This window comes from Sphingomonas pseudosanguinis, assembly GCF_014196255.1.
Classification (GTDB): Bacteria; Pseudomonadota; Alphaproteobacteria; order Sphingomonadales; family Sphingomonadaceae; genus Sphingomonas; species Sphingomonas pseudosanguinis.
Map to the genome: position 1 here is coordinate 52,989 of NZ_JACIDH010000014.1, position 20,117 is coordinate 73,105.

Below are 20,117 nucleotides of genomic sequence, written 5' to 3' on the forward strand. Positions count from 1 at the left end.
TCGCGGAAATATGCCATACCCCCCTTGATGACTTGACGAAATAAACTTTGGGCATGCCAATTCGCTAAGCCTAGTAGCGAATACGGCTCGGCCAATTCGTCCGGCTTGGTTGGATTGCGGGCATTGAATCAGCTGGCACCTGGCCGCTCGACGATCATTTCGCGGAAAGCGAGCGCGGGTTCATCGGGACTGTCGAAGACTTCGATAGTAAGACGGATCGGCCCATCTGCTTCCGCCGCCCACTCATAGCTATCGCTGACATCGAGCAGGCCGATCTTCGTTGGAAGCGAAGTAGTTTCGCCACATTGCAGCGGCGCACGCCGACGAATAGCAATGGCGAGATCGTGCCAAGGGAGTTTGCCCATCATTGCCAGCCACTCGTCGGCCAGCCTGCCCGCAATGCATTCTCGTGACGTCATCGCAATTTTATAGGCGGTCGCTCCTGACGTCCGCTAGTGGGCGGGAGCGGAACGGCCGCTTCCGAGCATCTCAACGGAGCCGTCCCATTGCCGCTGATTGAAACCCCTGAATCGAAAAGGAGTATAGGATCAAACCTCGCTCATCCATCAGGTCAAAGTTCCAGAAAAGTGGATCGCCAGCCTTTCCTTGGGTGTGACCAATAAGGCTTTCTCCAGCGACTCGAACTAGCATCGCAAGCGCATGTTCGAAGTCAGGCGCTTCGAAAGCATCGGGTTGCTCCGGCCGGTTATCACGTATTTCGATGGAATATGTCGGCATTGCCATCAAACAGAATGCCGGACGAACATATCCGCAGATTGATCTAGGTTGACTTGATTCAACGCAGGACTGCTGGCCTTTGGCGGGCACCTTCCATGGTTGCAGTAACGAAGGGTTCGCCGAGAGCCATCGCTAGCCCCCTCGGCACGCCGCCATCCATCGCGATGAAATGTCCGCTATGAGGGGGAAGCGGACTTTCGCGGGATCGCATGGTCGGGGTCCGCTATGATCATAAGCGGACCCCGGTCGAACGGATCAGGCAGGAAAATGAATTCCACACAATTTGTTGCCGTCGGGGTCACGAAAATAGGCCAGTTCGATGGTGCCCATCGAGGCAGTTTCTCGCGGTCCGGGCGGAGCTTCGATCGATGTCCCGCCAGCAGCAACGGCGGTATCGTGAAGCTGCTTTACCTGTTCGGGCGAGTCGCAGGAAAAGGCGACGGTGCTACCGTTGGCGACGGTCGCCGGTTCGTCGTTGATCGGCTGGCTGACGATGAAGTTGGTTCCGTTGCCGTTATTGTAGATCAGACGTGTATGGCCGCTGTCGGCAATATTCCGCGTCCCTTCCCCTGCACCCAAGGTGCCGAGCACCGTGTCGTAGAAGCGCTTGGACCGTTCAATGTCATTCGATCCGACCATGGTGTGAAAAAGCACAGACACTCTCCTGAAGGCTGATCGAAACCCGATCGCTATTAGCAGTCTCACATAACCGGCGCGTAACCCGCGGTCACCCCGGCCCGTGGAATGTCCGAAATTGGGCGTGAGCTGACGCAGCCTTACCAGCAGCGAGCCCCATGAGCGGGACTCGAACCCGCCAAACAAACTCTCCGTCGAGGCTTGCCCACACCGACCGTGTCAGGGGCCGGGGTTAGGATAGGCGGGGGACGTAGGTCGGCAAGTGGCTGATCGCTCAGGCCCCCACGCCTTTCACCAAGCGGACACCGACACCGCCGGATGTCGTATCCCCGTCCGCCAGGAACTGCACGCCAGCAGCTTCGAGCACGCCCTGCATAGCCCCTAAGTTATTTGCGATCGGCGTGGACCGCTTCGCCTCGAAGTTTCGAACCGTTGACGGTCCTAGATTCGCAGCTGCCGCTAACTCTTCCTGAGACATACCGACAAGCGCCCTTCCGGCGCGACACGTTTCAGGGGTCAACATATTGGTGGAATACCGGAATAACGAAAAATACGCAAGATAACGGTTTCCGTTTGACCATAACGATGAGCCGTGTATAACGGTTTTCGTTACTCGACGAGCCGAGCGGAGGATTAGGTCCCTCCACCCGGCTCTGACCACAACCGTTCTGGAGGAACGACTATGGCTACTTCCCCCCTACCGGACGCCGTGCGTCCGGCCAAGATCACCTGTGCCTCAAACGGACTGAGCAAATCGACCGGACGCGCCGTCGATCTTGCCCGCCAACATCTGCGCACCGGCAACCCCGGCGCCTATGCCCGTTCGCTGGCCGGTGAACACCGCGCCACCAATGCCCGGCAGCAGCGCGCGATCGAAGCTGTGATCGCTGCCGACGCCTGCGAGCGCCTTTTCACCCGGCATCCGTCGAACGGCTGCCTGATGGCGCGGGAGGGCTGAACGATGGCCAGCTATGCAATCGCGGCAACCGTGGCCGACCCCGTCGCGGCCATTGCCGACATGTCGCTCGCAATCGAGCGCGTCATCGTCACGATGGACAACGCCAACAGCGAACTGATGGAGCAGGTGGTCGGGCGGCTGAATGACCCGGCGTCGCCCATGCATCATGCCGCGTTTAGCGCGTGGTGCACGCACCAGATCGCCTCCGAGAAGCTGGTCGAGATCAGCACGGTCCTTGATGAGGTGGAAGGCAGGCTGTCGACCCCGCCGGACAAATCGCAGGCACAGGAAGCCGAGAATGCCGAATGGCATCGAGCGCACGCGGCTTGGACCGAGGCGCACGAAACCGTCCGTCGATACAATGCGACGCCGGGTCGCGTTCCGGACGATGTGATGGACGCCGCCGTTCGGGTCGAACGCGAAACCGTCTATCAACTCGCTGCCGCGCCTGCGCCGAACCGTGCCGCCGTTGGCATCAAAATCAACGCCTTGCTCGACTATCTCGAAAACTGCGCGATCGACGAGGCGGCGCTGCGCACGATCGCAGCTGATGCACTGCGGGCGGAGTGCTGAACCATGACGACTGAAACCACCCGTCGCGCCCTGTTCGGGGGCGCTGGTCTCGTCGCGCTTGCCGCCGCCGTCCCGGCCGTCGCATCGGCCATGTCCGCCAGTTCAGGCGTCAGCCCTGCCCTGGCCACGCTGATCGCGGTCAGCGAGGAGGCCTGGCAAGTGTCGGAGGACCACGACAATCTGGTCCTGAAGCCCGCTGACACGGCGGCAAAGGCGCTTGCGTCCCAGATTCCACATGTCGCGGTCGACATTGACGGTGATCCTTACTGGACCACTGCGAACCCGGGCGCGGTCAGCGTCGCCCGTGGCCTCGTCGAACGTGATCCGGCGCGCAACCATCCCAATAGCCCCGGACTGCGCCGTCTGGTTGCGGCTGACCTTCAACGGCAGCGTCTGCGCGCCCGTATCCATCGCGACACGGGCCTGACTGCTGCGGTCGATCGCAGCAACGCCCTGAACGACGCCTATGCCGATGCCGAGTCGGCTGTTGCGACGCACCCGGTCAGCACCGTCACCGACCTGCACGCGAAGCTGGCGTTCATGATCAAGAACGACATGGGCGATGGCCGTGATTGGCTGGAAGAGATCGCGGACGACGTGGCCCGCATCGCGAACGTGGAGGGCCGCTGACATGTCGACCACCAGCGAAACCTTCTGCGCTCTGCTCGACGCCTCTGACGCCGCCAGCCGCCGCTTCAACAGCCTGCCGTCCGACTTGGAGGAACAAGACCCCATCACGTTCGAGCAGGAGGAACAGGCGGTATGTTCAGCATCGCATGACGCAGACCTTGCCGAACCAACGACCTGGGCGGAATTCACCCGTCTGCTGGAACACATGTCGTATTGTGGCGCCAGCGCCATTGATGACGACAATGCGGCCCGGCTGTTGGCTCATGCGAAGCGCCTCAACGGGGAGGGTCGCTGACATGGCCATTCTCCACCACCCCACGCCCTTCAACCCCACCGCTTGGCTCCACGCCTTGGTCCAGATTGGCGGCGGCTATGCCCTAACGTCCGACCGCAAGCTGTGGCTGGTCATCCAGGACTGCCCATCGGACGACCTGACGCCACTGATGGCACAGATCGTCGGCCATCCTGACCGGGCTGAAGCGGTGCGCCAGACCATCGAGCAGCGGCACTATGGGGAGGCGGCATGATGAACACCGTCACCCCTGAAGCGGCTGAATTCCTCACCCTGATGCTGGAGGAAACGCGGCTGCCTGACGATTGGGATACGTCAGGTTTCTGGCTGAGCCATGCCCAGCAGTTGGCGCAGTTCCTGGCAGATCATCGCGGTCGCATCCCACTAACGGACGCAGCGATGCTGATCGGACTGGGCGGCATGCTGGTCGAGATGGCGAAGCGCGAACGCGAGGCTTCTGCTGAAGCTGGTCGCTGGCTCCGTGGCGAAGGGGACGCGGCATGACCCAGCTCCTCAGCATCCCGCAGGACCAGCAGACGATCGGAAGGAAGGAATGATGGGGCACGCTGCCGTCACCCCGCCGCCGGGTGCCAACCGTGCAATGCCCTGGCGCCGATCGCGCCGCCGTCCCTGGCATCGGCTGGACCGGGTCGCATCGCCACACGCGGTGCTGGCCACCATCCCTTCCCTGCCCCGTGCCGAACTGGCGCGGATCACCGAGCGGCTGATTGACCGCATGGACGAGCTGGACGGGGATACGGACCTCGAACCTGAGGATCTGGAGGAAGACGATCCCAAGGAGGCGGATGACGTTCACTCCTGAGCCGGTCACGCCGCCGGCCCCTTCCCGGCGCATGGAACACAGGCCCGTCGTTCGCGATCGTCGAGCGGCGGGCTCTCCGCGTGTGCATCGCTTCCGCGATAGCCTGGCGCTGTCCGAGAGCTTCGTGGACGCCGATTGGTGGTTGCCGCTCTACCGGCGCGCGTTCCCGACGATGGTGTCAGCGGTGGCTGTGCGCGAAGATGGGTGGGCACAGCGGGGCGGAATAGATCGGCTGCTTACCCTGTCCTGCGGGCGGACCTATACGGTCGACGAGAAGGTGCGGATGCACGAATGGCCTGACGTCCTGCTGGAGCGCTGGTCGGACGAGGCGCGCCGGGTGCCTGGGTGGATTCAGAAGCCGTTGGCGGCCGACTTCGTGGCTTATGCGTATGCCCCAGCCGGGACATGCCTACTGCTGCCCGTCGTCCCGCTACAGCGCGCCTGGCGGCAGCATGGGCGCAAGTGGATCAACCTTTACGGCACGCGATCGGCGCAGAATCCTGGGTACGTCTCAGTCGGGGTGCCGGTGCCGCGTCATGTGCTGATGCAGGCGATCGTGGAGGCGATGGTCGTAATTTAGCGTCGCAAATCAGGCTGCTTAAAAGACCGCATTCGGAGGCGGTGGGATTTGTGCCCATCGTTGAGCAATACCAGCACAGGCAGCTTTGACTTCGTTGAACCGATAAACTGCGTTGCTTGGGGCCACATGGCAGTGCCCAGTCCAAACATCGATCACAGCCGTGATCTCACGATCGGCATCAATCTCCCCCAAGCCCTGCTGGACCTTCGCATTCAAATAGCCAACCGCGATTGCCCCCTGCCAGCAAGCCGTCTCCAGAGGCAACGGCTTCCCCTTCGCATATCGCAAAAATCCTAGGCCCATCTTGGGCACGTTGGTTCTCGTGACCCGGCGAAGCACAAAGTGGGGCGTGCAGCGAAGTGTGAAACCTTCAATGTCGAGCCCAGGCATCCGGTCCCCCGGAAAAATCTCTTGGGCTTTGATCGGAAGCTTCGGGGCAGTCGCAAGATAGCGTTCGAGGTAATCGGCGTTGTTCTCCGCCTTGTCGATCTCAAAGGGGCTGCCCTGCAAACCGCTCTTTAAGACCGCTATCCGCTGATCAATCAAATCGTGCTCACCGCCTCCCCTTGACATATGCTCAATGATTGATTCACGAGCGGCATCGTGTTGGATCGTAGGAGCAATCGGCGGGTATTTTGATCGGGTGAGTAGCGTGCGCTTTGCCTGCTCAGACGCCGACATATAATCGGCCAGCATGCGTATAGACATGCCCGGGTTTGGACGCAGATTATGGGTCTTTTTTTCTTCCGGCATCAGAGATCCTGAAGCTATGGCTACCTTGTACTTTACCGGCACATCACCAACCGGCAAGAGCCTGACATTGGCACCGATGACATCTCGCCGTGCGGCCGGACTCGATCCTCAGCCTATGGATTGGGCGGGATATTTTCTCTTCGAAGCGTCAAACAATGGCGAGCGGGTGATTGCTCGAGTTGACGATGACGAAGCTGCCCTTTGCCTAGCAGGGCTTTTGGGTATCGGTTGATGCTCTGGGCAAGACTGGAAAGCGAGACGAATGAGGCTGGCTGCTACCAGCCAGCCTCAAGTTTAACCGGCCTTCCGACTTACCGCGGGGGCAAGCCAGTCACATGGTTTCCCCGCCGCCCGGTGTTGATCTCGGACACACGGCCCGGATTCGTACCATAGTCGGCAGCGATGTCATGCTGGTTGTCACCCGCCCGGAGGCGAGCCCAGATGTCAGCAATTGCCGCGTCGGACAAAGGGAAGCGAGTGCGGCGCTGAGGCCGCTGGGGGATATTGTTTGCCATCGTACATCCTTTTTCGGCAAACGACCGGTCTTGACGGCACAACCTCAAGGTGTAGACGTTTCCGCCGTACCAAGGGGTACATCCCGCTCTCGCGTCCGGACCAAAAGCCGCGAGAGTTGCCCCCGATCAGAAGCCCCGGCGCCTGCCAGCGCTGGGGTTTCCTCGTTTCGGAAACAATCAACAAACCACGTATCCTGAGTCGACTGAGTCGCCAAGCGACTCAAAATACGCAGCAATTTAATTGATCATAGGAAGCCACGGACCGCGCCGCGACTGACGCGGTCCGTTTGGAGATTCCGGTTCAGGAAGCGGGCGCGTTACACGTCGACCAGGAAGCAGAACGCCTTCTTGCCATATGATTTGGCATAGATGCGGCGACCGCCCCGGGTGATCCACGCAACGCACACCCACTTCTTACCCGGAGGGGCAGGAGTGGAGGGCATCGGAGTGCTCCCACGATTGTGGCCCGATGTTCTTGCTTCCTTAACTGGCTGCGCATATATCCGCGCTTGACTAGGGCTCAGTTCAGGATCGCTCACCCATCACGGGGGCCACGGTTCCGATCAGGGCTTTTCCTAAGGGGTGCGGCGCATACCGTGCCCCTTTTTCTTGCGCACCGTCAGGATCGGCCGAAGCGGCTCAAGACGGTGATTAAGATTCCGCGCTCGGCACATGACGGCGTCATGGCTCGTGCCGAAATTCCGCATTGCCTCTTTAACGCTACGGCACGAACGGAATGCGCTGGCAGGCATTAGAAATGCCGCCGCGAAGATGTTCGCTTGCCGCTCCGGGTCGTGCAGAGGCTGATATTCGTCGGAGAAAGCGCGGTAGGTGGGCAAGCCGCAATGCAGCACCAGATGCCCAAACTCGTGCGCCGCCGTGAAACGGGCCCGCCCATCGCCACGCTCAAGCGCTTGGTAAACGCTGTTCGTGAGCTTGATGATCGGTCGCTGAGTGTCAGTAAGACCCTCAAGGCGCCCCATCACCTTATCTTCCTCGACATGAAACTCGTATCCTTCGATGGTGTCATAAAGCACCTGCTCAAGGATCGGCATCATTGCGACCCGACCATCAAGGTCGAGATCGAGAGCGAGGCGAACGTTTTCTGCGATCGCCTCGAGTTCGCGTTTGGTACGTGGTGCCACGATACGGTCATTATGGCGCGAGATCTCGGTACTGTCGGAATTATCCACGGTTCGTATCCTTCATAATCTCGCGCAGCTGATCCTTCTTATCTCGGGGAAGGCGAGCAAAACCCGCCGCCAGCATGGAGGCAAGAATGCGATCATCGTTCGAGGCACCCTCCTCCATCCGTATAGAATACTCGCCCATCGACACCGCAGCGGCGCGACGAAGCGCGTTTGCGTCATCACCGATCAGGCCGAGCTCAGTCACAAACCGCTCAACAAGTTTATCCTGAAGCGGCTTAGTGCCCGTTTCGATCTGGCTCAGATACGGAACGCTTATGCCGACCTTCTTGGCCAGGTCGCCGAGGGTCAGGTTTTGCTCCTTCCGCTCACGACGCAGCATGTTTCCGAACTGGTTCACATTGACCTCCTAGTCAGAACCGCATACTCCCAATGCGTCAGCGCCCAACGCACGACGCACCAGAAGTTTGCCAGACAGCAAATAGTTTGCTGGTCGGCAAAACACAAGGCTAGTTTTGCTAGTTAGTAAAATTTTTTAGCGGCGGGACACGCATGCCTGCCGGAGGGCGCGATCGGCGACGCCAAAACGCGGTCCGTGATTACCCCGTGATTGCCAGAAGCTGATGGCAACCATAAACCCAAAGTGAAAAACCTGAGAAAACTGCGCCTCTCAGGCTATTCCATGCCTAAAATGTGGTATTTCCGGTATATCCGCCAGTAACGGCGGAGCTTGCGCGTCAGGACCGGAGCGCCATCCGCATCGTCGGCTTCGGCGCGGCGGCACCCAGGTTGCGGCGGGCCATCTCGGCCAGGATGACGTCGCGGTCGTCTTGGTCGGGCACCTGCTGCACGACGGCGAACGCCTCCAGCAGGGTGGCGTCGTCGACATATTCGATCAGGTCGGGATCGAGCATCGGGTTCATGGGGCGAATCCTCCCAGTCTATTTTATCAACCTATAACAAGCTGATCGCGGTCGGGTTGCCAAGAGGGACCCGGCGGACCTAATCGCCAGCGCGACGGGATCGGGGACATCAAGATGGTCGACGACAGCTGGGGCGTGACGCCGCCGCGTGGCGGGCTGCGCATCCGCACCAATGACAGCCTGGAGGAACGCGCCGCCGCGCGGGCCAAGGCGCGCGCCGAACGCGAGGGGCAGCGTGCCGCGATCATGACCGACCGGATGGAGGCGCGCGCCGCCAATCGGCTGCGCGAGACGGCGGCGCGCGAGGCCGAGCGCGCGGCGCGCCGCGAAAGCGAGATGGCCGCCGCCGCGCGCGATCCGCATGCCGCCGCCGCCAAGCGGCACCGCACCTCCGGCCGCAAGGACGTGGTGCGCGAGCAGCGCGACACGCGCGGCTATACGACCGTGGTCGACGAGGGGCGGATTCGCGAGCTGGCCAAGCGTGGTGCCTCGCTGTCCGGCCTGGCCAGCGCCTTCGGCGTATCGCAGGACGAGATCGCCGCGATCCTGGCCCAAGCGACCGAGGAATAGCCGGAGCGGGACAGGTTCCCGCGCGCCGAAATATATCCCCTCTTGTCGGGACGCGGCGGGCACGCCACCATTTGGCGGCCATGCCGACCTTGCCCGCCGTCACTACCATCGCCCAGACGATCCAGCTGTCGCTCGCCCCGGTCTTCATGCTGGCGGCGATCGGACAGCTGCTCAACGTGCTCGCCGGACGGCTGGCGCGCGTGATCGACCGCGCCCGCGCGCTGGAGATGATGATCCACAAGATCGATGACGGCCCCGAGCTGATCCGTCACAAATGGGAGCTGCGGCTGCTCGACCGACGCATGTCGATCATCAACGCCGCGCTGTTGATGGCGGTGTCGAGCGCGGTGATGGCCTGCGTCGTCATCGCGGTGCTGTTCATCGCCAATATCGGCAAATATCATTTCGGCACCTGGATTGCGATCGCCTTCATCCTGTCGGTCAGCCTGCTGATCCTGTGCCTGGTCGCCTTCACCTTCGAGGTGCGGATTTCGCTGCGCGCCATCCATGTCCGCAAGGAAATCCTGGATTGAGCAACCTGCGTCGCGAACGCCGCCTCCTGCAGCTGGTGGTCGCCATCGCCTGCCTCGTGCCGCTGACGATCGGCGGGATCAGCGTCGCGCGCGGCCCGCAATGGCTGGGCCATCCCCCGGTCGTGCCTGCCGATCTGGACAGCCAGTTCCGCTATGTCTCGGGCATCTTCCTGGGGCTGGGCCTCGCCTTCGTCACCTGCATCCCGGCGATCGAGCGCAAGCGCGCGCGGTTCTGGCTGCTGGGCCTGCTGGTCGTGGCGGGTGGTCTGGCGCGGCTGGGGTCCTGGGCGATGGTCGGCGCGCCCTCCACGGGGCATCGGTTGGGACTGGCGATGGAACTGGTGGTCGTGCCGCTTCTTATGATGTGGCAAGCGCGGGTCGCCCGGCAGGCGCGCTGACACCGGGAGCAGGTGAAATACGCATGAAAGCCCTTCGCCTGATCGCCAAGGCGGTCGCCCTGCTGCTGATCCTGGTCGGCCTGGCGGCCACCATCGTGCCGCATTATCTCGATCGTATCTATTATGAAGGCCCCGAAAGCGGCCATTATGACGGTGAGCGCTTCTTCAATCCCGATGGCGACGGCGACACGCTGCGCATGCCGCGTCCGGGAGGCCGGCGCGGGTTTCTCTGGAGCCAGTTGACCGGCGATGACGGGCGCCCCGCCTGGCCGGATACGGTCGCGGTCGACGCCTCGCGCCCGGCGGCGCGGGTGATGGGCGACGCCATGGTCGCGACCTGGATCGGCCATGCCACGGTGCTGGTCCAGACCCAGGGCCTCAACATCCTGACCGACCCGATCTATGCCGAGCGCGCCGGCCCATTCGGCCTCGGCCCCCGGCGTGTGGCGAAGCCGGGCGTGGCGTTCGACGACCTGCCCAGAATCGACCTCGTGCTGATCAGCCACAATCATTACGACCATCTCGAACAAGCGACGCTCAAGCGGCTGTGGCAGCGCGACCGGCCGCTGGTCGTCACCAGCCTGGGCAATGACAGCGTCATCGGTCAGGTCGGCGTACCCGCCACCGCGCTAGACTGGGGGCGTGAGCGGGTGATCCGGCCGGGCGTGTCGGTGGTCGTCACCCGCAACCATCATTGGGGCAGCCGCTGGTTCGCCGACCGCAACCGCGCGCTCTGGTCGAGCTTCGTGATCAAGCTGCCCGGCGGCAATGTCTTCTTCGCGGGCGATACCGGCATGGGCGACGGGCGCTGGCCGGCCGAGGCGGCGAAGCTCGGCCCCGTCCGCCTCGCGTTGCTGCCCATCGGCGCGTTCCGCTTCGTCCCCGGCCAGATGGCAGCGGGCAGCCATATCGGCCCGCCCCAGGCGGTGCAGATTTTCGAGCGCCTCGGTGCCTCGACCGCCATCCCCATTCATTGGGGCACGTTTCGCCTGTCCTATGAGGCCTATGACACGCCGCCGCGCCTGCTCGGCGCCGCGATGCGTTGCTCGACGGTCCAGCCTGGCGCACGCTTCGCACCGGTCCGGCTCGGGCAACCGGTGACGATCGGGCCGGTCGTTGCCCGGCCGGTCGCGGGGCAGACCGACGATGCCACGATGCGCCGCTGTCTCGACACCCCGGCGGTCCACGCGCTGCGCTGACATCGTCACGCTGTCCTGCAACATCCGAAAGGGAGGTTGTTCGGATGCAACAGTTCGATGACAGCAAAGACTCGTGCCTACCGTTCATAGTATATCTCCTTTCACCGGAAATATCCAGCCAAAGGGAGATAGATCATGGCAATGCATTCGTTCAGCGAGGAAAAAGCACAGGCCGTTTTGGACACTTTCAAGGCGCATCATGAGATGCTGACCGCGCGCGCCAAGTCCATGAACGGCGTCGATCTGGCGGCCAGCGGCGAGTTGACGGTCCGGGCCGAATGCATCAGCGTCGCGGTCGAGAATGGCCAGATCTGCCTGCAGCTGCCGCTCGGTTTCGGCAGCATCTGTCTGCCCATCCCCACCCCCTTCCCCGATGGCACCGCCGCGCAGGCCTGCCTCGACATCTGCACGCCCTATTGGGTTCCCACCGGCGTCAAGATCACCATTTCGATCGCTGGCCATGTCGTCCTGACCAAGGTCGTCGGCAAGTGCTGATCTGACGGGATGGGCCGGCCCCTCACGAGGTCGGCCCATCTTTCCGACCTGCATTTCCATGGGGTGACGAAACGGGAACAGATACCCATATTCCCCTCATGGCGATCCAAATCCGCACCACCCTCGACGAGCCCGAAACCGGGGTCAGCTTCATCCCCCACCGCCCGTCGCGCCCCGAAAAGGCCGAAGGGGGCAAGCGGTTCGAGCTGGTGACGGACTATACGCCGAACGGCGACCAGCCCGCCGCGATCAAGGAACTGACGGCGGCGGCCCGCGCGGGCGACAAGGATCAGGTGCTGCTGGGCGTCACCGGATCGGGCAAGACCTTCACCATGGCCAAGGTGATCGAGGAATTGCAGCGCCCCGCGCTGATCCTCGCGCCCAACAAGATTCTCGCCGCGCAGCTCTATGGGGAGTTCAAGAACTTCTTCCCCAACAACGCGGTCGAATATTTCGTCAGCTATTACGACTATTACCAGCCAGAGGCCTATGTGCCCCGGTCCGACACCTATATCGAGAAGGAAAGCTCGATCAACGAGTCGATCGACCGGATGCGCCACTCGGCGACGCGGGCGCTGCTGGAACGCGATGACGTCATCATCGTCGCCTCGGTGTCGTGCCTCTACGGTATCGGCTCGGTCGAGACCTATTCGGCGATGATCTTCGACCTGAAAAAGGGCCAAAGCGTCGACCAGCGCGAGATCATCCGCAAGCTCGTCGCGCTCCAGTACAAACGCAACGACGCCGCCTTCATGCGCGGCAATTTCCGGGTGCGGGGCGACAATCTCGAAATCTTCCCCTCGCACTATGAGGATTCTGCCTGGCGCATCTCGTTCTTCGGTGACGAGATCGAGGAGATCGTCGAGTTCGATCCGCTGACCGGGAAAAAGGTCGCGAGCCTCAACTCGGTACGCATCTACGCCAACAGCCACTATGTGACGCCCGGCCCGACGATGAAGCAGGCGGTCGAGGCGATCAAGTTCGAGCTGGCCGAACGGCTGAAGGAACTGGAGATCGAGGGCAAGCTGCTGGAACGCCAGCGGCTGGAGCAACGCACGAACTTCGATCTCGAGATGATCGCCGCCACGGGATCGTGCAACGGCATCGAGAATTACAGCCGCTTCCTGACCGGCCGCCTGCCCGGCGAGCCGCCGCCAACCTTGTTCGAATATCTGCCTGAAAACGCGGTGCTGTTCGTCGACGAGAGCCACGTCACCATCGGCCAGATCAACGGCATGTCGCGCGGCGACCATCGGCGCAAGATCACGCTGGCCGAGTACGGCTTCCGGCTCCCGTCCGCGATCGACAACCGGCCGCTGCGCTTCAACGAATGGGACGCGATGCGCCCGCAGACGGTCAGCGTCTCGGCCACGCCCGGCAATTGGGAGATGGAGCAGACCGGCGGCGTCTTCGTCGAACAGGTCATCCGCCCCACCGGCCTGATCGACCCGCCGGTCGAGATCAAGCCGGTCGAGGAACAGGTCCAGGATCTGATCATCGAGGCGCGCAAGACGACCGAGCTCGGCTATCGCACCCTCGTCACCACGCTGACCAAGCGGATGGCGGAGGACCTGACCGAATATATGCACGAGGCGGGGATCAAGGTCCGCTACATGCACTCGGACGTCGAGACGCTGGAGCGTATCGAGCTGATCCGCGACTTGCGGCTGGGTGTGTATGACGTGCTGATCGGCATCAACCTGCTGCGCGAAGGGTTGGACATCCCCGAATGCGGGCTGGTCGCAATCCTCGACGCCGACAAGGAAGGCTTCCTGCGTTCCGAAACCTCGCTGATCCAGACGATCGGGCGCGCGGCGCGTAACGTCGACGGGCGCGTGATCCTCTATGCCGACCGGATCACCGGATCGATGGAACGCGCCATGTCGGAGACGTCACGGCGTCGCGAGAAGCAGATGGCGTATAATGCCGAGCACGGCATCACGCCGCAGACGATCCGCCGCCAGATCGGCGACATCATCGCGCATGTGGCGTCGGGCGATCAGGTGACCGTGCCGATCGACGAGGACCGTCCGCACATGGTCGGCCACAACCTGCGCGCCTATATCGAGGAACTCGAGAAGAAGATGCGCAAGGCCGCCGCCGACCTGGAATTCGAGGAGGCGGGCCGGTTGCGCGATGAAATCCGCCAGCTGGAGAATGAAGAACTGGGTCTGCCCGTGCATGAGCAGAAGGCCCCGATCATGGGGCGGTCCAACGAGGGCAAGCCGGGGACGCGCAAGACGCGGTTTGGGAAGAGCAAGAAGTTCGCCAGTGGGCGGAAGGCGAATTGACTGTTGGGGGTGGGTTGCTTGGCGGTGGCCCTCCCCCATCCCCTCCCGCCTGCGGGAGGGGTGCGTTACCAGGCTAGCCTCAAGGCGCTTCGTCTAAGAAATTCCTGTCGCTGCCACCGGCACGCCCCTCCCGCAAGCGGGAGGGGATGGGGGAGGGCCCTCTCCGCAAGGACCACCCTCACCCCAAATCCAAATTCTCCGTTCCCACCCCATAATAGCCCGCAACGCGGTCTGCATAAGCCTGATCGAACACCGGCGCGTTGTTCGCCCAGCTCGGCCCGCCCTCCAGCAGACGGCGGTCGACGGTGATCACATATTGATCGCCCACCGGATCGAACTGCAACAGGCTGAACGGCACCGGATAGAAGCTCTTGCCCATGCCCAGGAACCCGCCCAGCGCCAGCACGGCATGGGTCGCACGGCCCGAGCGCTTGTGGACCATGAAAGCATGGACGCTGCCGATCGAATCGCCGTCACGGCTTTCCAGCTTCAGCGTGCCGGACACTGTCGACTGGACGAGGATCAGGGTGGGCGTGTCGTGATCAGCCATAATTAACCTCCGTTTAGACGGCTGAACCCGTTGCCCGTGCCACCGGTTCCGATGCCCGCCGCCCCGGCACGGCCCGTCGCAGCGCGGGGTTGAGCGCGGCCCGCCGCTCGCCCATAGGCTGGGCGCGATGCGTCGCCTGTCCTTTGCCCCGCTTGCCTCGACCCTGGTCCTGGCCACCGCCCTTACCGGCTGTATCCCCGCCACCACGCCGCCCCAGGCGCCGCCGCCGGTGCAGCAGGCTCCGCGCCCAGCACCGCCCGCGCCACGTCCGGTGCTGGGGAGTGACTGGCGCGACTGGCCGCTGACGCCGGGCGACTGGCGGTATCAGCGGACGGCGCAGGGCTCGGCCTCGACATACGGTGTGGCGGGCGCGCCCCGGCTGACCCTGTCGTGCGACCTGCGCAACCGCTCGGTACGTCTGGGCCGCCCGGGATCGGTCGCGGGCAGCTGGACGATCCGTACATCGAGCACGGTGCGCAATGTCGCCGCGCAGGCGGGGGCTGCCGGGGCCGAACTGGTGCTGGCCGCCAATGACCAGTTGCTCGACGCCATGGCGTTCAGCCGGGGCCGCTTCACGATCGAACAGCCCGGCCAGCCGCCGCTGGTCATCCCGGCCTATGCCGAGATCGGGCGCGTGATCGAGGATTGCCGGGGCTGACCCCGCCCGATCCGGCGGGCGCAAGATGGTCTGCCAAACATCGTTGCATTACAAGTCTTGTTTATTGGCTTTCGCCTACGCACATTGGCTTTGCGCACTTTGAAAGGGCGCATTGGCTTTAACTAGCGAAAGGAGGTGATCCGATGTCTCATGGTTCAGCAATGGGGTCGGTTCAGTTCGTTCGGGGGACCGGCTTCTGACATCGGTAGGCGCGGTTCGGGGGGTATCCTCCCCCAATCAACGGTCGCGTCTGATGTCATGAGGCCCGCATGGTCTCCCGGGCTGGAGCTCTCCGGCCGCTGACCATGTTTAGGGGTTGCCGGGGCCGTCGCGATGACGTCCCGGCAGCCTCTTTTCATTTGGGGGTGATCCCCTTCACTCTCCCCGCCCCCACCCTCCGTTCAGCCTGAGCGAAGTCGAAGGCCACGTACCGACGGGGGCCGATAAGCAGATGGAGGATAGGGAATCCCGTGGCCTTCGACTTCGCTCAGGCTGAACGGGGGTTCGGGATATTGGCGGCATGCCTCCCCATCCCCACGTATTATTCCAGTAATACACTTGAACCCCGCGCCTATCCCCTCCACACTAGCGGCAAGGCATTTGGAGACTGAACGCATGGCCACGACCGCCGACACCGTAACCGCGGATAAAGGGCTGACGCTGACGCCGCCCGATCCCGTGCCGACGGTGGCGCCCGCCCAGGCCGCCGGGCTGGTGCCCGTGGACGACAAGACGCGCAGCCAGCTGGAGCAGAAGGTCGACGGCTTCGTCGCCGAACTGATCGCGCAGGACGTGAACAGCCCCGAATTCGGCCGCCGCGTCGATGCGATCACCGCGATGGGGCAAAAGGAAATTCGCGAGGCCGCCAGCCAGTCCAACCGCTTCCTCGACAGGCCCGTCAAGGCGATGGACGGCGAGACCGGCGTCGGCAAGGACCTGACCGAGCTTCGCCGCGTCGTCGAAAGCCTCGACCCCGGTCGCCAGGGCAATCTGTCCGCGCCGCGCAAGCTGCTCGGCATCCTGCCCTTCGGCAACAAGATGCGCGACTATTTCGACGGCTATCGCTCGTCGCAGACGCATATCGCCGCGATCCTCAAGAGCCTGTCCTCGGGCCGCGAGGAACTGCTGATGGACAATGCCGCGATCGATACCGAGCGTGCGAACCTGTGGTCGGCGATGGGTCGACTGGAGCAGATGATCCATCTGTCCAAGACGATGGACGCCAAGCTGGAGGATACGGCGAACGAGCTGGATCATACCGATCCCGCCAAGGCCAAGGCGATCCGCGAGACCGCGCTCTTCTACACCCGCCAGCGGACCCAGGACCTGCTGACCCAGATGGCGGTCACGGTGCAGGGCTATCTGGCGCTCGATCTGGTTAAGAAGAACAATGTCGAGCTGGTGAAGGGCGTCGACCGCGCCTCGACCACCACCGTCTCGGCGCTGCGGACCGCCGTCACCGTGGCACAGGCGCTGGCCAACCAGAAGCTGGTGCTCGACCAGATCACCGCGCTCAACTCGACCACCGCCAACATCATCGATTCGACCGGCAAGCTGCTGCGCAGCCAGACCGCGCAGATCCACGAGCAGGCGGCGGCCTCGACCATCCCGCTGGAAACGCTGCAACGCGCCTTCCAGAATATCTACGACACGATGGATGCGATCGACAGCTTCAAGCTGAAGGCGCTCGATTCGATGAAGACCACGGTCAACACGCTGGGCCAGGAGGTCGAGAAGTCGAAGGGCTATATCGCCCGGGCCGAAGGCGCGCAGAACCCGCAACTGACCGGCGGGTCGGCCGCTTCGTCGTTCAAGCTGGAGGCATTGTAAGCCGGTGACCACCCCCCGCTCGAACGAGGTCGATGCCCAGATCGAGCGTGCGCGCGAAGTGATGGCGCGCATCTCGCAGGATTATCGTGGGTCCGCGCAAGGAGCGGTCAAGCGCGTCCGGCGCCAGGCGCGCTCGGTGATGCGCCGGGTGATCCTGATCGCCATCGCCAATGCCGCCATCCTGATCGCGGCGATGGTGACGGGCCTGATCCTGCCCGGCGGCATCGGCATTTTCGGCGCGCTGGCGGCGATGCTGCTGATGCTGGCGGTGACGCTGATGATCGCGCTCGCCCCTGCCCCGCGCGCGCCCAGCCCCGCCAAGCTGGCGCAAGTCGACATCAAGGCGTTGCCCGGCCAGACCGAACGCTGGCTGGAGGCACAGCGCCCGCGCCTGCCCGCGCCCGCCGTCACGCTGGTCGACCGGATCGGCCAGCGGCTGGAAACGCTGTCGCCGCAGCTCGCCGCCGTCGACAACGATACGGTCGAGGCGATGGAGGTCCGCCGTCTGATCGGCGAGCAGCTCCCCGCCTTCCTGCGCGATTACGAACGCGTGCCCGAACCGCTGCGCCGCGTCGAGCGCAACGGGCGGACGCCCGACGCGCAGCTGGTCGATGGCCTGAAGCTGATCGAGCAGGAGATTGGCGATATGACCCAGCGGCTGGCGCAGGCCGATCTGGACAGCCTGTCGACGCGCGGCCGCTATCTGGAAATGAAGTATCGCGAGGAAAAGACCGAATGAGCGGGCTGGCGGTGGTGCTGGCTACCCTCTGAGGGTTTTCCCTTGGCCTTCGACTTCGCTCAGGCTGAACGAAGTCTGGGAGCCACCCCCCGCCCGTTCAGCCTGAGCGAAGTCGAAGGCCCCGCCCCCTCAGACGTCGAACAACCCGTCTTGCGACCCGATCGGCGGGTTCAGCCCCAGATGCTTCCACCCGCCCGGATTCAAGATCCGCCCCCGCGCCGTGCGTGCCAGCAGGCCGAGCTGGATCAGGAAAGGCTCGATCACCTCTTCGATCGTATCGCGCGGCTCGGACAGGCCGGCGGCGAGCGTCTCCACCCCGACCGGGCCGCCGCGATAGACATCGGCGATCATCGTCAGATAGCGCCGGTCCATCGCGTCGAGGCCCAGCGCGTCGACCTCCAGCCGGTTGAGCGCCTGGTCGGCGGCGGCGGCGTGGACGATCTCGTGCCCCGCCACCGTCGCGAAGTCGCGCACCCGGCGCAGCAGCCGCCCGGCGATGCGCGGCGTGCCGCGTGAGCGCCGCGCCACCTCGACCGCGCCATCCTCGGCGATCGGCAGGTCGAGCAGGCGCGCGGCGCGGGTGACGACGCGGGTCAGTTCCTCGACCGTGTAGAATTGTAGCCGCACCGGAATCCCGAACCGGTCGCGCAAGGGGGTGGTCAGCAGCCCCTGCCGGGTTGTCGCCCCCACCAGCGTGAAGCGCGGCAAGTCGATCCGCACGCTCCGCGCCGAAGGTCCTTCGCCGATCATCAGGTCGAGGACGCGGTCCTCCATCGCCGGGTACAGGACCTCCTCGACCGCCGGTTGCAGGCGGTGGATTTCGTCGATGAACAGGACGTCGCCGTCCTCGAGATTGGTCAGCAGCGCGGCCAGATCGCCCGACTTGGCGATGACCGGGCCGGAGGTCGCGCGAAAGCCCACGCCCATCTCGCGCGCGATGATCTGCGCCAGTGTCGTCTTGCCCAGGCCGGGGGGCCCGAAGAACAGGACATGGTCGAGCGCGTCGCCACGGCTCTTCGCCGCCTGGATGAACACGCGCAGATTGTCGCGCGCCGCATGCTGGCCGACGAACTCGTCCAGATTCTTGGGGCGGAGCGCCGCGTCGACATCCTCGGGACGGCGGCTGGCGGATAACAGGCGGTCTTGGTCGGTCACGCCTGCGCTCCTAGCGGCTGGGCGGCATGGCTGTCGAGCATCGTCGCGAACATTGCACGAACATAGCAGGCGTCGACCGGCATGGACAGCCGTACGGCCCTTAGGCTTGATCCGGGTGGCGGACTCGGGCCGCAAATCGCGCTAGGATGCTGACATGGCAAATGATCTTTTCCTGGCCAGCCCGATTCCGCCCGCGCTCGAAATCGCCTTGGCCGAGCGGTTCACGCTCCACCGCGACACCCCGCCCGCCACCACCCGCGCGATCGTCGGCGGGGGCATGATGACGGTGGATGCCGCCCTGCTCGATCGCCTGCCCGAGCTGGAGATCATCGCGGTGCACGGCGTCGGGCATGACGGGATCGACCATGACGCGGTCGCCGCGCGCGGCATCCGGATCGCGATCACCCCGGACGTGCTGACCGAGGATGTCGCCGACCAGGCCATCGCGCTGTGGCTGGCGGTCGAGCGGCGGGTGGCCGCGAACGACCGGGCGATGCGGATGGGCAACTGGACGGTGCCGCTGGGCCGACGCGCGAGCGGGCGGCGGATCGGCATTTTCGGGCTGGGCAAGATCGGCCAGGCGATCGCGCGGCGGGCGGAGGGCTTTGGCGGCGACATCCGCTACACCGCGCGTTCGGAAAAGCCGGTGGCGTGGACGTTCGTACCCGACCTGGCGACGCTGGCGGCGGAGAGCGACGTGCTGTTCGTCGCGGCGCCCGGCGGGGCGGAGACCCGCAATGTCGTCGATGCGACGGTGCTCGACCGGCTGGGGCCGAAGGGGGTGCTGGTCAATATCGCGCGCGGGAGCCTCGTGGACGAGGAGGCGCTGATCGCCGCGCTGGAGTCGCACCGTATCGCGGGGGCCGGGCTGGACGTGTTCGCCGAGGAGCCCGACGTGCCCTATGCGCTGCGACGGATGAACCATGTCGTGCTGGCGCCGCATCAGGGCAGCGCGACGCGGGAGGGGCGCGCGGCGATGGCGGCGATGGTGATCGCGAATTTGGAGGCGCATTTTGGCGGGCAGGTTCCGCCGGGGTTGTTGGGGTGAGTGATTCCCTTGGGCTTCGACTTCGCTCAGCCTGAACGGGGGTTGGACCTTATCCCCCCAGCCGTTCAGGCTGAGCGAAGTC

General features: G+C 64.0%; 28 protein-coding genes. 19 read left to right on the top strand and 9 right to left on the bottom strand.

Features of this window, described 5'->3' with window-relative positions; all coding sequences use genetic code 11:
• Positions 1–128: 128 nt before the first annotated feature.
• From GGR48_RS13640 to GGR48_RS18460, 3 genes are all read right to left on the bottom strand, one after another.
• Positions 129–368 carry a hypothetical protein gene (locus tag GGR48_RS13640; protein ID WP_183952397.1) on the bottom strand — a complete coding sequence of 80 codons (240 nt, stop codon included), beginning with the start codon at positions 366–368 and terminating at the stop codon, positions 129–131.
• A gap of 625 nt (positions 369–993) precedes the next feature.
• Complete coding sequence (locus GGR48_RS13645; protein ID WP_183952398.1) at positions 994–1,392, bottom strand: VOC family protein; 399 nt, start codon at positions 1,390–1,392, stop codon at positions 994–996.
• 256 nt (positions 1,393–1,648) lie between these two features.
• Positions 1,649–1,897: a helix-turn-helix domain-containing protein gene (locus GGR48_RS18460; RefSeq protein ID WP_183952399.1), complete on the bottom strand. Its 249-nt coding sequence runs from the start codon at positions 1,895–1,897 to the stop codon at positions 1,649–1,651.
• A 159-nt stretch (positions 1,898–2,056) separates the two neighbouring features.
• On the opposite strand from GGR48_RS18460, the gene GGR48_RS13655 reads away from it, so the two are divergent.
• From GGR48_RS13655 to GGR48_RS18195, 8 genes are read left to right on the top strand one after another with little or no spacing between them, the layout of a single operon-like run.
• Complete coding sequence (locus tag GGR48_RS13655; RefSeq protein ID WP_183952400.1) at positions 2,057–2,332, top strand: hypothetical protein; 276 nt, start codon at positions 2,057–2,059, stop codon at positions 2,330–2,332.
• Positions 2,333–2,335: 3 nt separating this feature from the next.
• Positions 2,336–2,905, top strand: a complete 570-nt coding sequence (locus GGR48_RS13660; protein ID WP_183952401.1) for a hypothetical protein — start codon at positions 2,336–2,338, stop codon at positions 2,903–2,905.
• Between the two features lie 3 nt (positions 2,906–2,908).
• On the top strand, positions 2,909–3,535 hold the full coding sequence (locus tag GGR48_RS13665) for a hypothetical protein (protein WP_183952402.1): 627 nt from the start codon (positions 2,909–2,911) through the stop codon (positions 3,533–3,535).
• Position 3,536: 1 nt separating this feature from the next.
• Positions 3,537–3,830 (top strand): hypothetical protein, encoded by a 294-nt coding sequence (locus tag GGR48_RS13670; RefSeq protein ID WP_183952403.1) that lies wholly within the window; start codon positions 3,537–3,539, stop codon positions 3,828–3,830.
• A 1-nt stretch (position 3,831) separates the two neighbouring features.
• Positions 3,832–4,062 (top strand): hypothetical protein, encoded by a 231-nt coding sequence (locus tag GGR48_RS13675; protein WP_183952404.1) that lies wholly within the window; start codon positions 3,832–3,834, stop codon positions 4,060–4,062.
• Positions 4,059–4,331 (top strand): hypothetical protein, encoded by a 273-nt coding sequence (locus GGR48_RS13680; RefSeq protein ID WP_183952405.1) that lies wholly within the window; start codon positions 4,059–4,061, stop codon positions 4,329–4,331. The genes GGR48_RS13675 and GGR48_RS13680 overlap by 4 nt, the downstream gene beginning before the upstream one ends.
• 52 nt (positions 4,332–4,383) lie before the next feature.
• A complete protein-coding gene (locus GGR48_RS13685) occupies positions 4,384–4,650 on the top strand; it encodes a hypothetical protein (RefSeq protein WP_183952406.1) in 267 nt (88 codons plus the stop codon).
• Between the two features lie 31 nt (positions 4,651–4,681).
• Positions 4,682–5,230 (top strand): hypothetical protein, encoded by a 549-nt coding sequence (locus GGR48_RS18195; RefSeq protein ID WP_240456005.1) that lies wholly within the window; start codon positions 4,682–4,684, stop codon positions 5,228–5,230.
• A gap of 18 nt (positions 5,231–5,248) precedes the next feature.
• On the opposite strand, the gene GGR48_RS13695 is transcribed toward GGR48_RS18195, so the two are convergent.
• Positions 5,249–5,926: a hypothetical protein gene (locus GGR48_RS13695; protein WP_206362464.1), complete on the bottom strand. Its 678-nt coding sequence runs from the start codon at positions 5,924–5,926 to the stop codon at positions 5,249–5,251.
• Between GGR48_RS13695 and GGR48_RS13700 the strand changes: the two genes are divergently transcribed.
• Complete coding sequence (locus GGR48_RS13700; RefSeq protein WP_206362465.1) at positions 5,925–6,215, top strand: hypothetical protein; 291 nt, start codon at positions 5,925–5,927, stop codon at positions 6,213–6,215. The two genes, GGR48_RS13695 and GGR48_RS13700, sit on opposite strands and share 2 nt — an antisense overlap.
• Before the next feature lie 858 nt (positions 6,216–7,073).
• On the opposite strand, the gene GGR48_RS13705 is transcribed toward GGR48_RS13700, so the two are convergent.
• The 3 genes from GGR48_RS13705 to GGR48_RS13715 form a co-directional block, all read right to left on the bottom strand.
• The gene (locus GGR48_RS13705) at positions 7,074–7,691 is read right to left on the bottom strand and encodes an ImmA/IrrE family metallo-endopeptidase (protein WP_183952409.1); all 618 of its coding nucleotides are present in this window, start codon (positions 7,689–7,691) and stop codon (positions 7,074–7,076) included.
• The gene (locus GGR48_RS13710; RefSeq protein ID WP_183952410.1) at positions 7,684–8,046 is read right to left on the bottom strand and encodes a helix-turn-helix domain-containing protein; all 363 of its coding nucleotides are present in this window, start codon (positions 8,044–8,046) and stop codon (positions 7,684–7,686) included. Before GGR48_RS13710 ends, GGR48_RS13705 begins: the two co-directional genes overlap by 8 nt.
• A gap of 337 nt (positions 8,047–8,383) precedes the next feature.
• Positions 8,384–8,569, bottom strand: coding sequence for a hypothetical protein (locus GGR48_RS13715; protein ID WP_183952411.1), 186 nt, complete (start codon positions 8,567–8,569; stop codon positions 8,384–8,386).
• Between the two features lie 114 nt (positions 8,570–8,683).
• On the opposite strand from GGR48_RS13715, the gene GGR48_RS13720 reads away from it, so the two are divergent.
• The 6 genes from GGR48_RS13720 to uvrB all read left to right on the top strand — a co-directional run bounded on the left by GGR48_RS13720 (position 8,684) and on the right by uvrB (position 14,055).
• Positions 8,684–9,139 (top strand): hypothetical protein, encoded by a 456-nt coding sequence (locus GGR48_RS13720; RefSeq protein WP_183952412.1) that lies wholly within the window; start codon positions 8,684–8,686, stop codon positions 9,137–9,139.
• A gap of 80 nt (positions 9,140–9,219) precedes the next feature.
• The gene (locus GGR48_RS13725; protein ID WP_183952413.1) at positions 9,220–9,672 is read left to right on the top strand and encodes a DUF2721 domain-containing protein; all 453 of its coding nucleotides are present in this window, start codon (positions 9,220–9,222) and stop codon (positions 9,670–9,672) included.
• Positions 9,669–10,070, top strand: a complete 402-nt coding sequence (locus tag GGR48_RS13730; protein WP_240456006.1) for a DUF4345 domain-containing protein — start codon at positions 9,669–9,671, stop codon at positions 10,068–10,070. The genes GGR48_RS13725 and GGR48_RS13730 overlap by 4 nt, the downstream gene beginning before the upstream one ends.
• Positions 10,071–10,093: 23 nt before the next feature.
• A complete protein-coding gene (locus GGR48_RS13735; protein WP_240456007.1) occupies positions 10,094–11,269 on the top strand; it encodes an MBL fold metallo-hydrolase in 1,176 nt (391 codons plus the stop codon).
• Between the two features lie 135 nt (positions 11,270–11,404).
• Positions 11,405–11,764 carry a hypothetical protein gene (locus GGR48_RS13740; protein WP_183952414.1) on the top strand — a complete coding sequence of 120 codons (360 nt, stop codon included), beginning with the start codon at positions 11,405–11,407 and terminating at the stop codon, positions 11,762–11,764.
• A gap of 98 nt (positions 11,765–11,862) precedes the next feature.
• Positions 11,863–14,055, top strand: a complete 2,193-nt coding sequence (uvrB, locus tag GGR48_RS13745; RefSeq protein WP_183952415.1) for an excinuclease ABC subunit UvrB — start codon at positions 11,863–11,865, stop codon at positions 14,053–14,055.
• 178 nt (positions 14,056–14,233) lie between these two features.
• On the opposite strand, the gene GGR48_RS13750 is transcribed toward uvrB, so the two are convergent.
• Positions 14,234–14,605 (bottom strand): PRC-barrel domain-containing protein, encoded by a 372-nt coding sequence (locus tag GGR48_RS13750; RefSeq protein WP_183952416.1) that lies wholly within the window; start codon positions 14,603–14,605, stop codon positions 14,234–14,236.
• 127 nt (positions 14,606–14,732) lie between these two features.
• Between GGR48_RS13750 and GGR48_RS13755 the strand changes: the two genes are divergently transcribed.
• The 3 genes from GGR48_RS13755 to GGR48_RS13765 all read left to right on the top strand — a co-directional run bounded on the left by GGR48_RS13755 (position 14,733) and on the right by GGR48_RS13765 (position 17,832).
• Complete coding sequence (locus GGR48_RS13755) at positions 14,733–15,263, top strand: hypothetical protein (protein WP_183952417.1); 531 nt, start codon at positions 14,733–14,735, stop codon at positions 15,261–15,263.
• A gap of 615 nt (positions 15,264–15,878) precedes the next feature.
• Positions 15,879–17,093, top strand: a complete 1,215-nt coding sequence (locus GGR48_RS13760) for a toxic anion resistance protein (RefSeq protein ID WP_183952418.1) — start codon at positions 15,879–15,881, stop codon at positions 17,091–17,093.
• A 4-nt stretch (positions 17,094–17,097) separates the two neighbouring features.
• The gene (locus GGR48_RS13765; RefSeq protein ID WP_312491063.1) at positions 17,098–17,832 is read left to right on the top strand and encodes a hypothetical protein; all 735 of its coding nucleotides are present in this window, start codon (positions 17,098–17,100) and stop codon (positions 17,830–17,832) included.
• 129 nt (positions 17,833–17,961) lie between these two features.
• On the opposite strand, the gene ruvB is transcribed toward GGR48_RS13765, so the two are convergent.
• Complete coding sequence (gene ruvB / locus GGR48_RS13770; RefSeq protein ID WP_183952419.1) at positions 17,962–18,987, bottom strand: Holliday junction branch migration DNA helicase RuvB; 1,026 nt, start codon at positions 18,985–18,987, stop codon at positions 17,962–17,964.
• Positions 18,988–19,141: 154 nt separating this feature from the next.
• Here ruvB and GGR48_RS13775 point away from each other — a divergent pair, with 154 nt between their 5' ends.
• The gene (locus GGR48_RS13775) at positions 19,142–20,035 is read left to right on the top strand and encodes a 2-hydroxyacid dehydrogenase (protein WP_183952420.1); all 894 of its coding nucleotides are present in this window, start codon (positions 19,142–19,144) and stop codon (positions 20,033–20,035) included.
• Positions 20,036–20,117 lie beyond the last annotated feature (82 nt).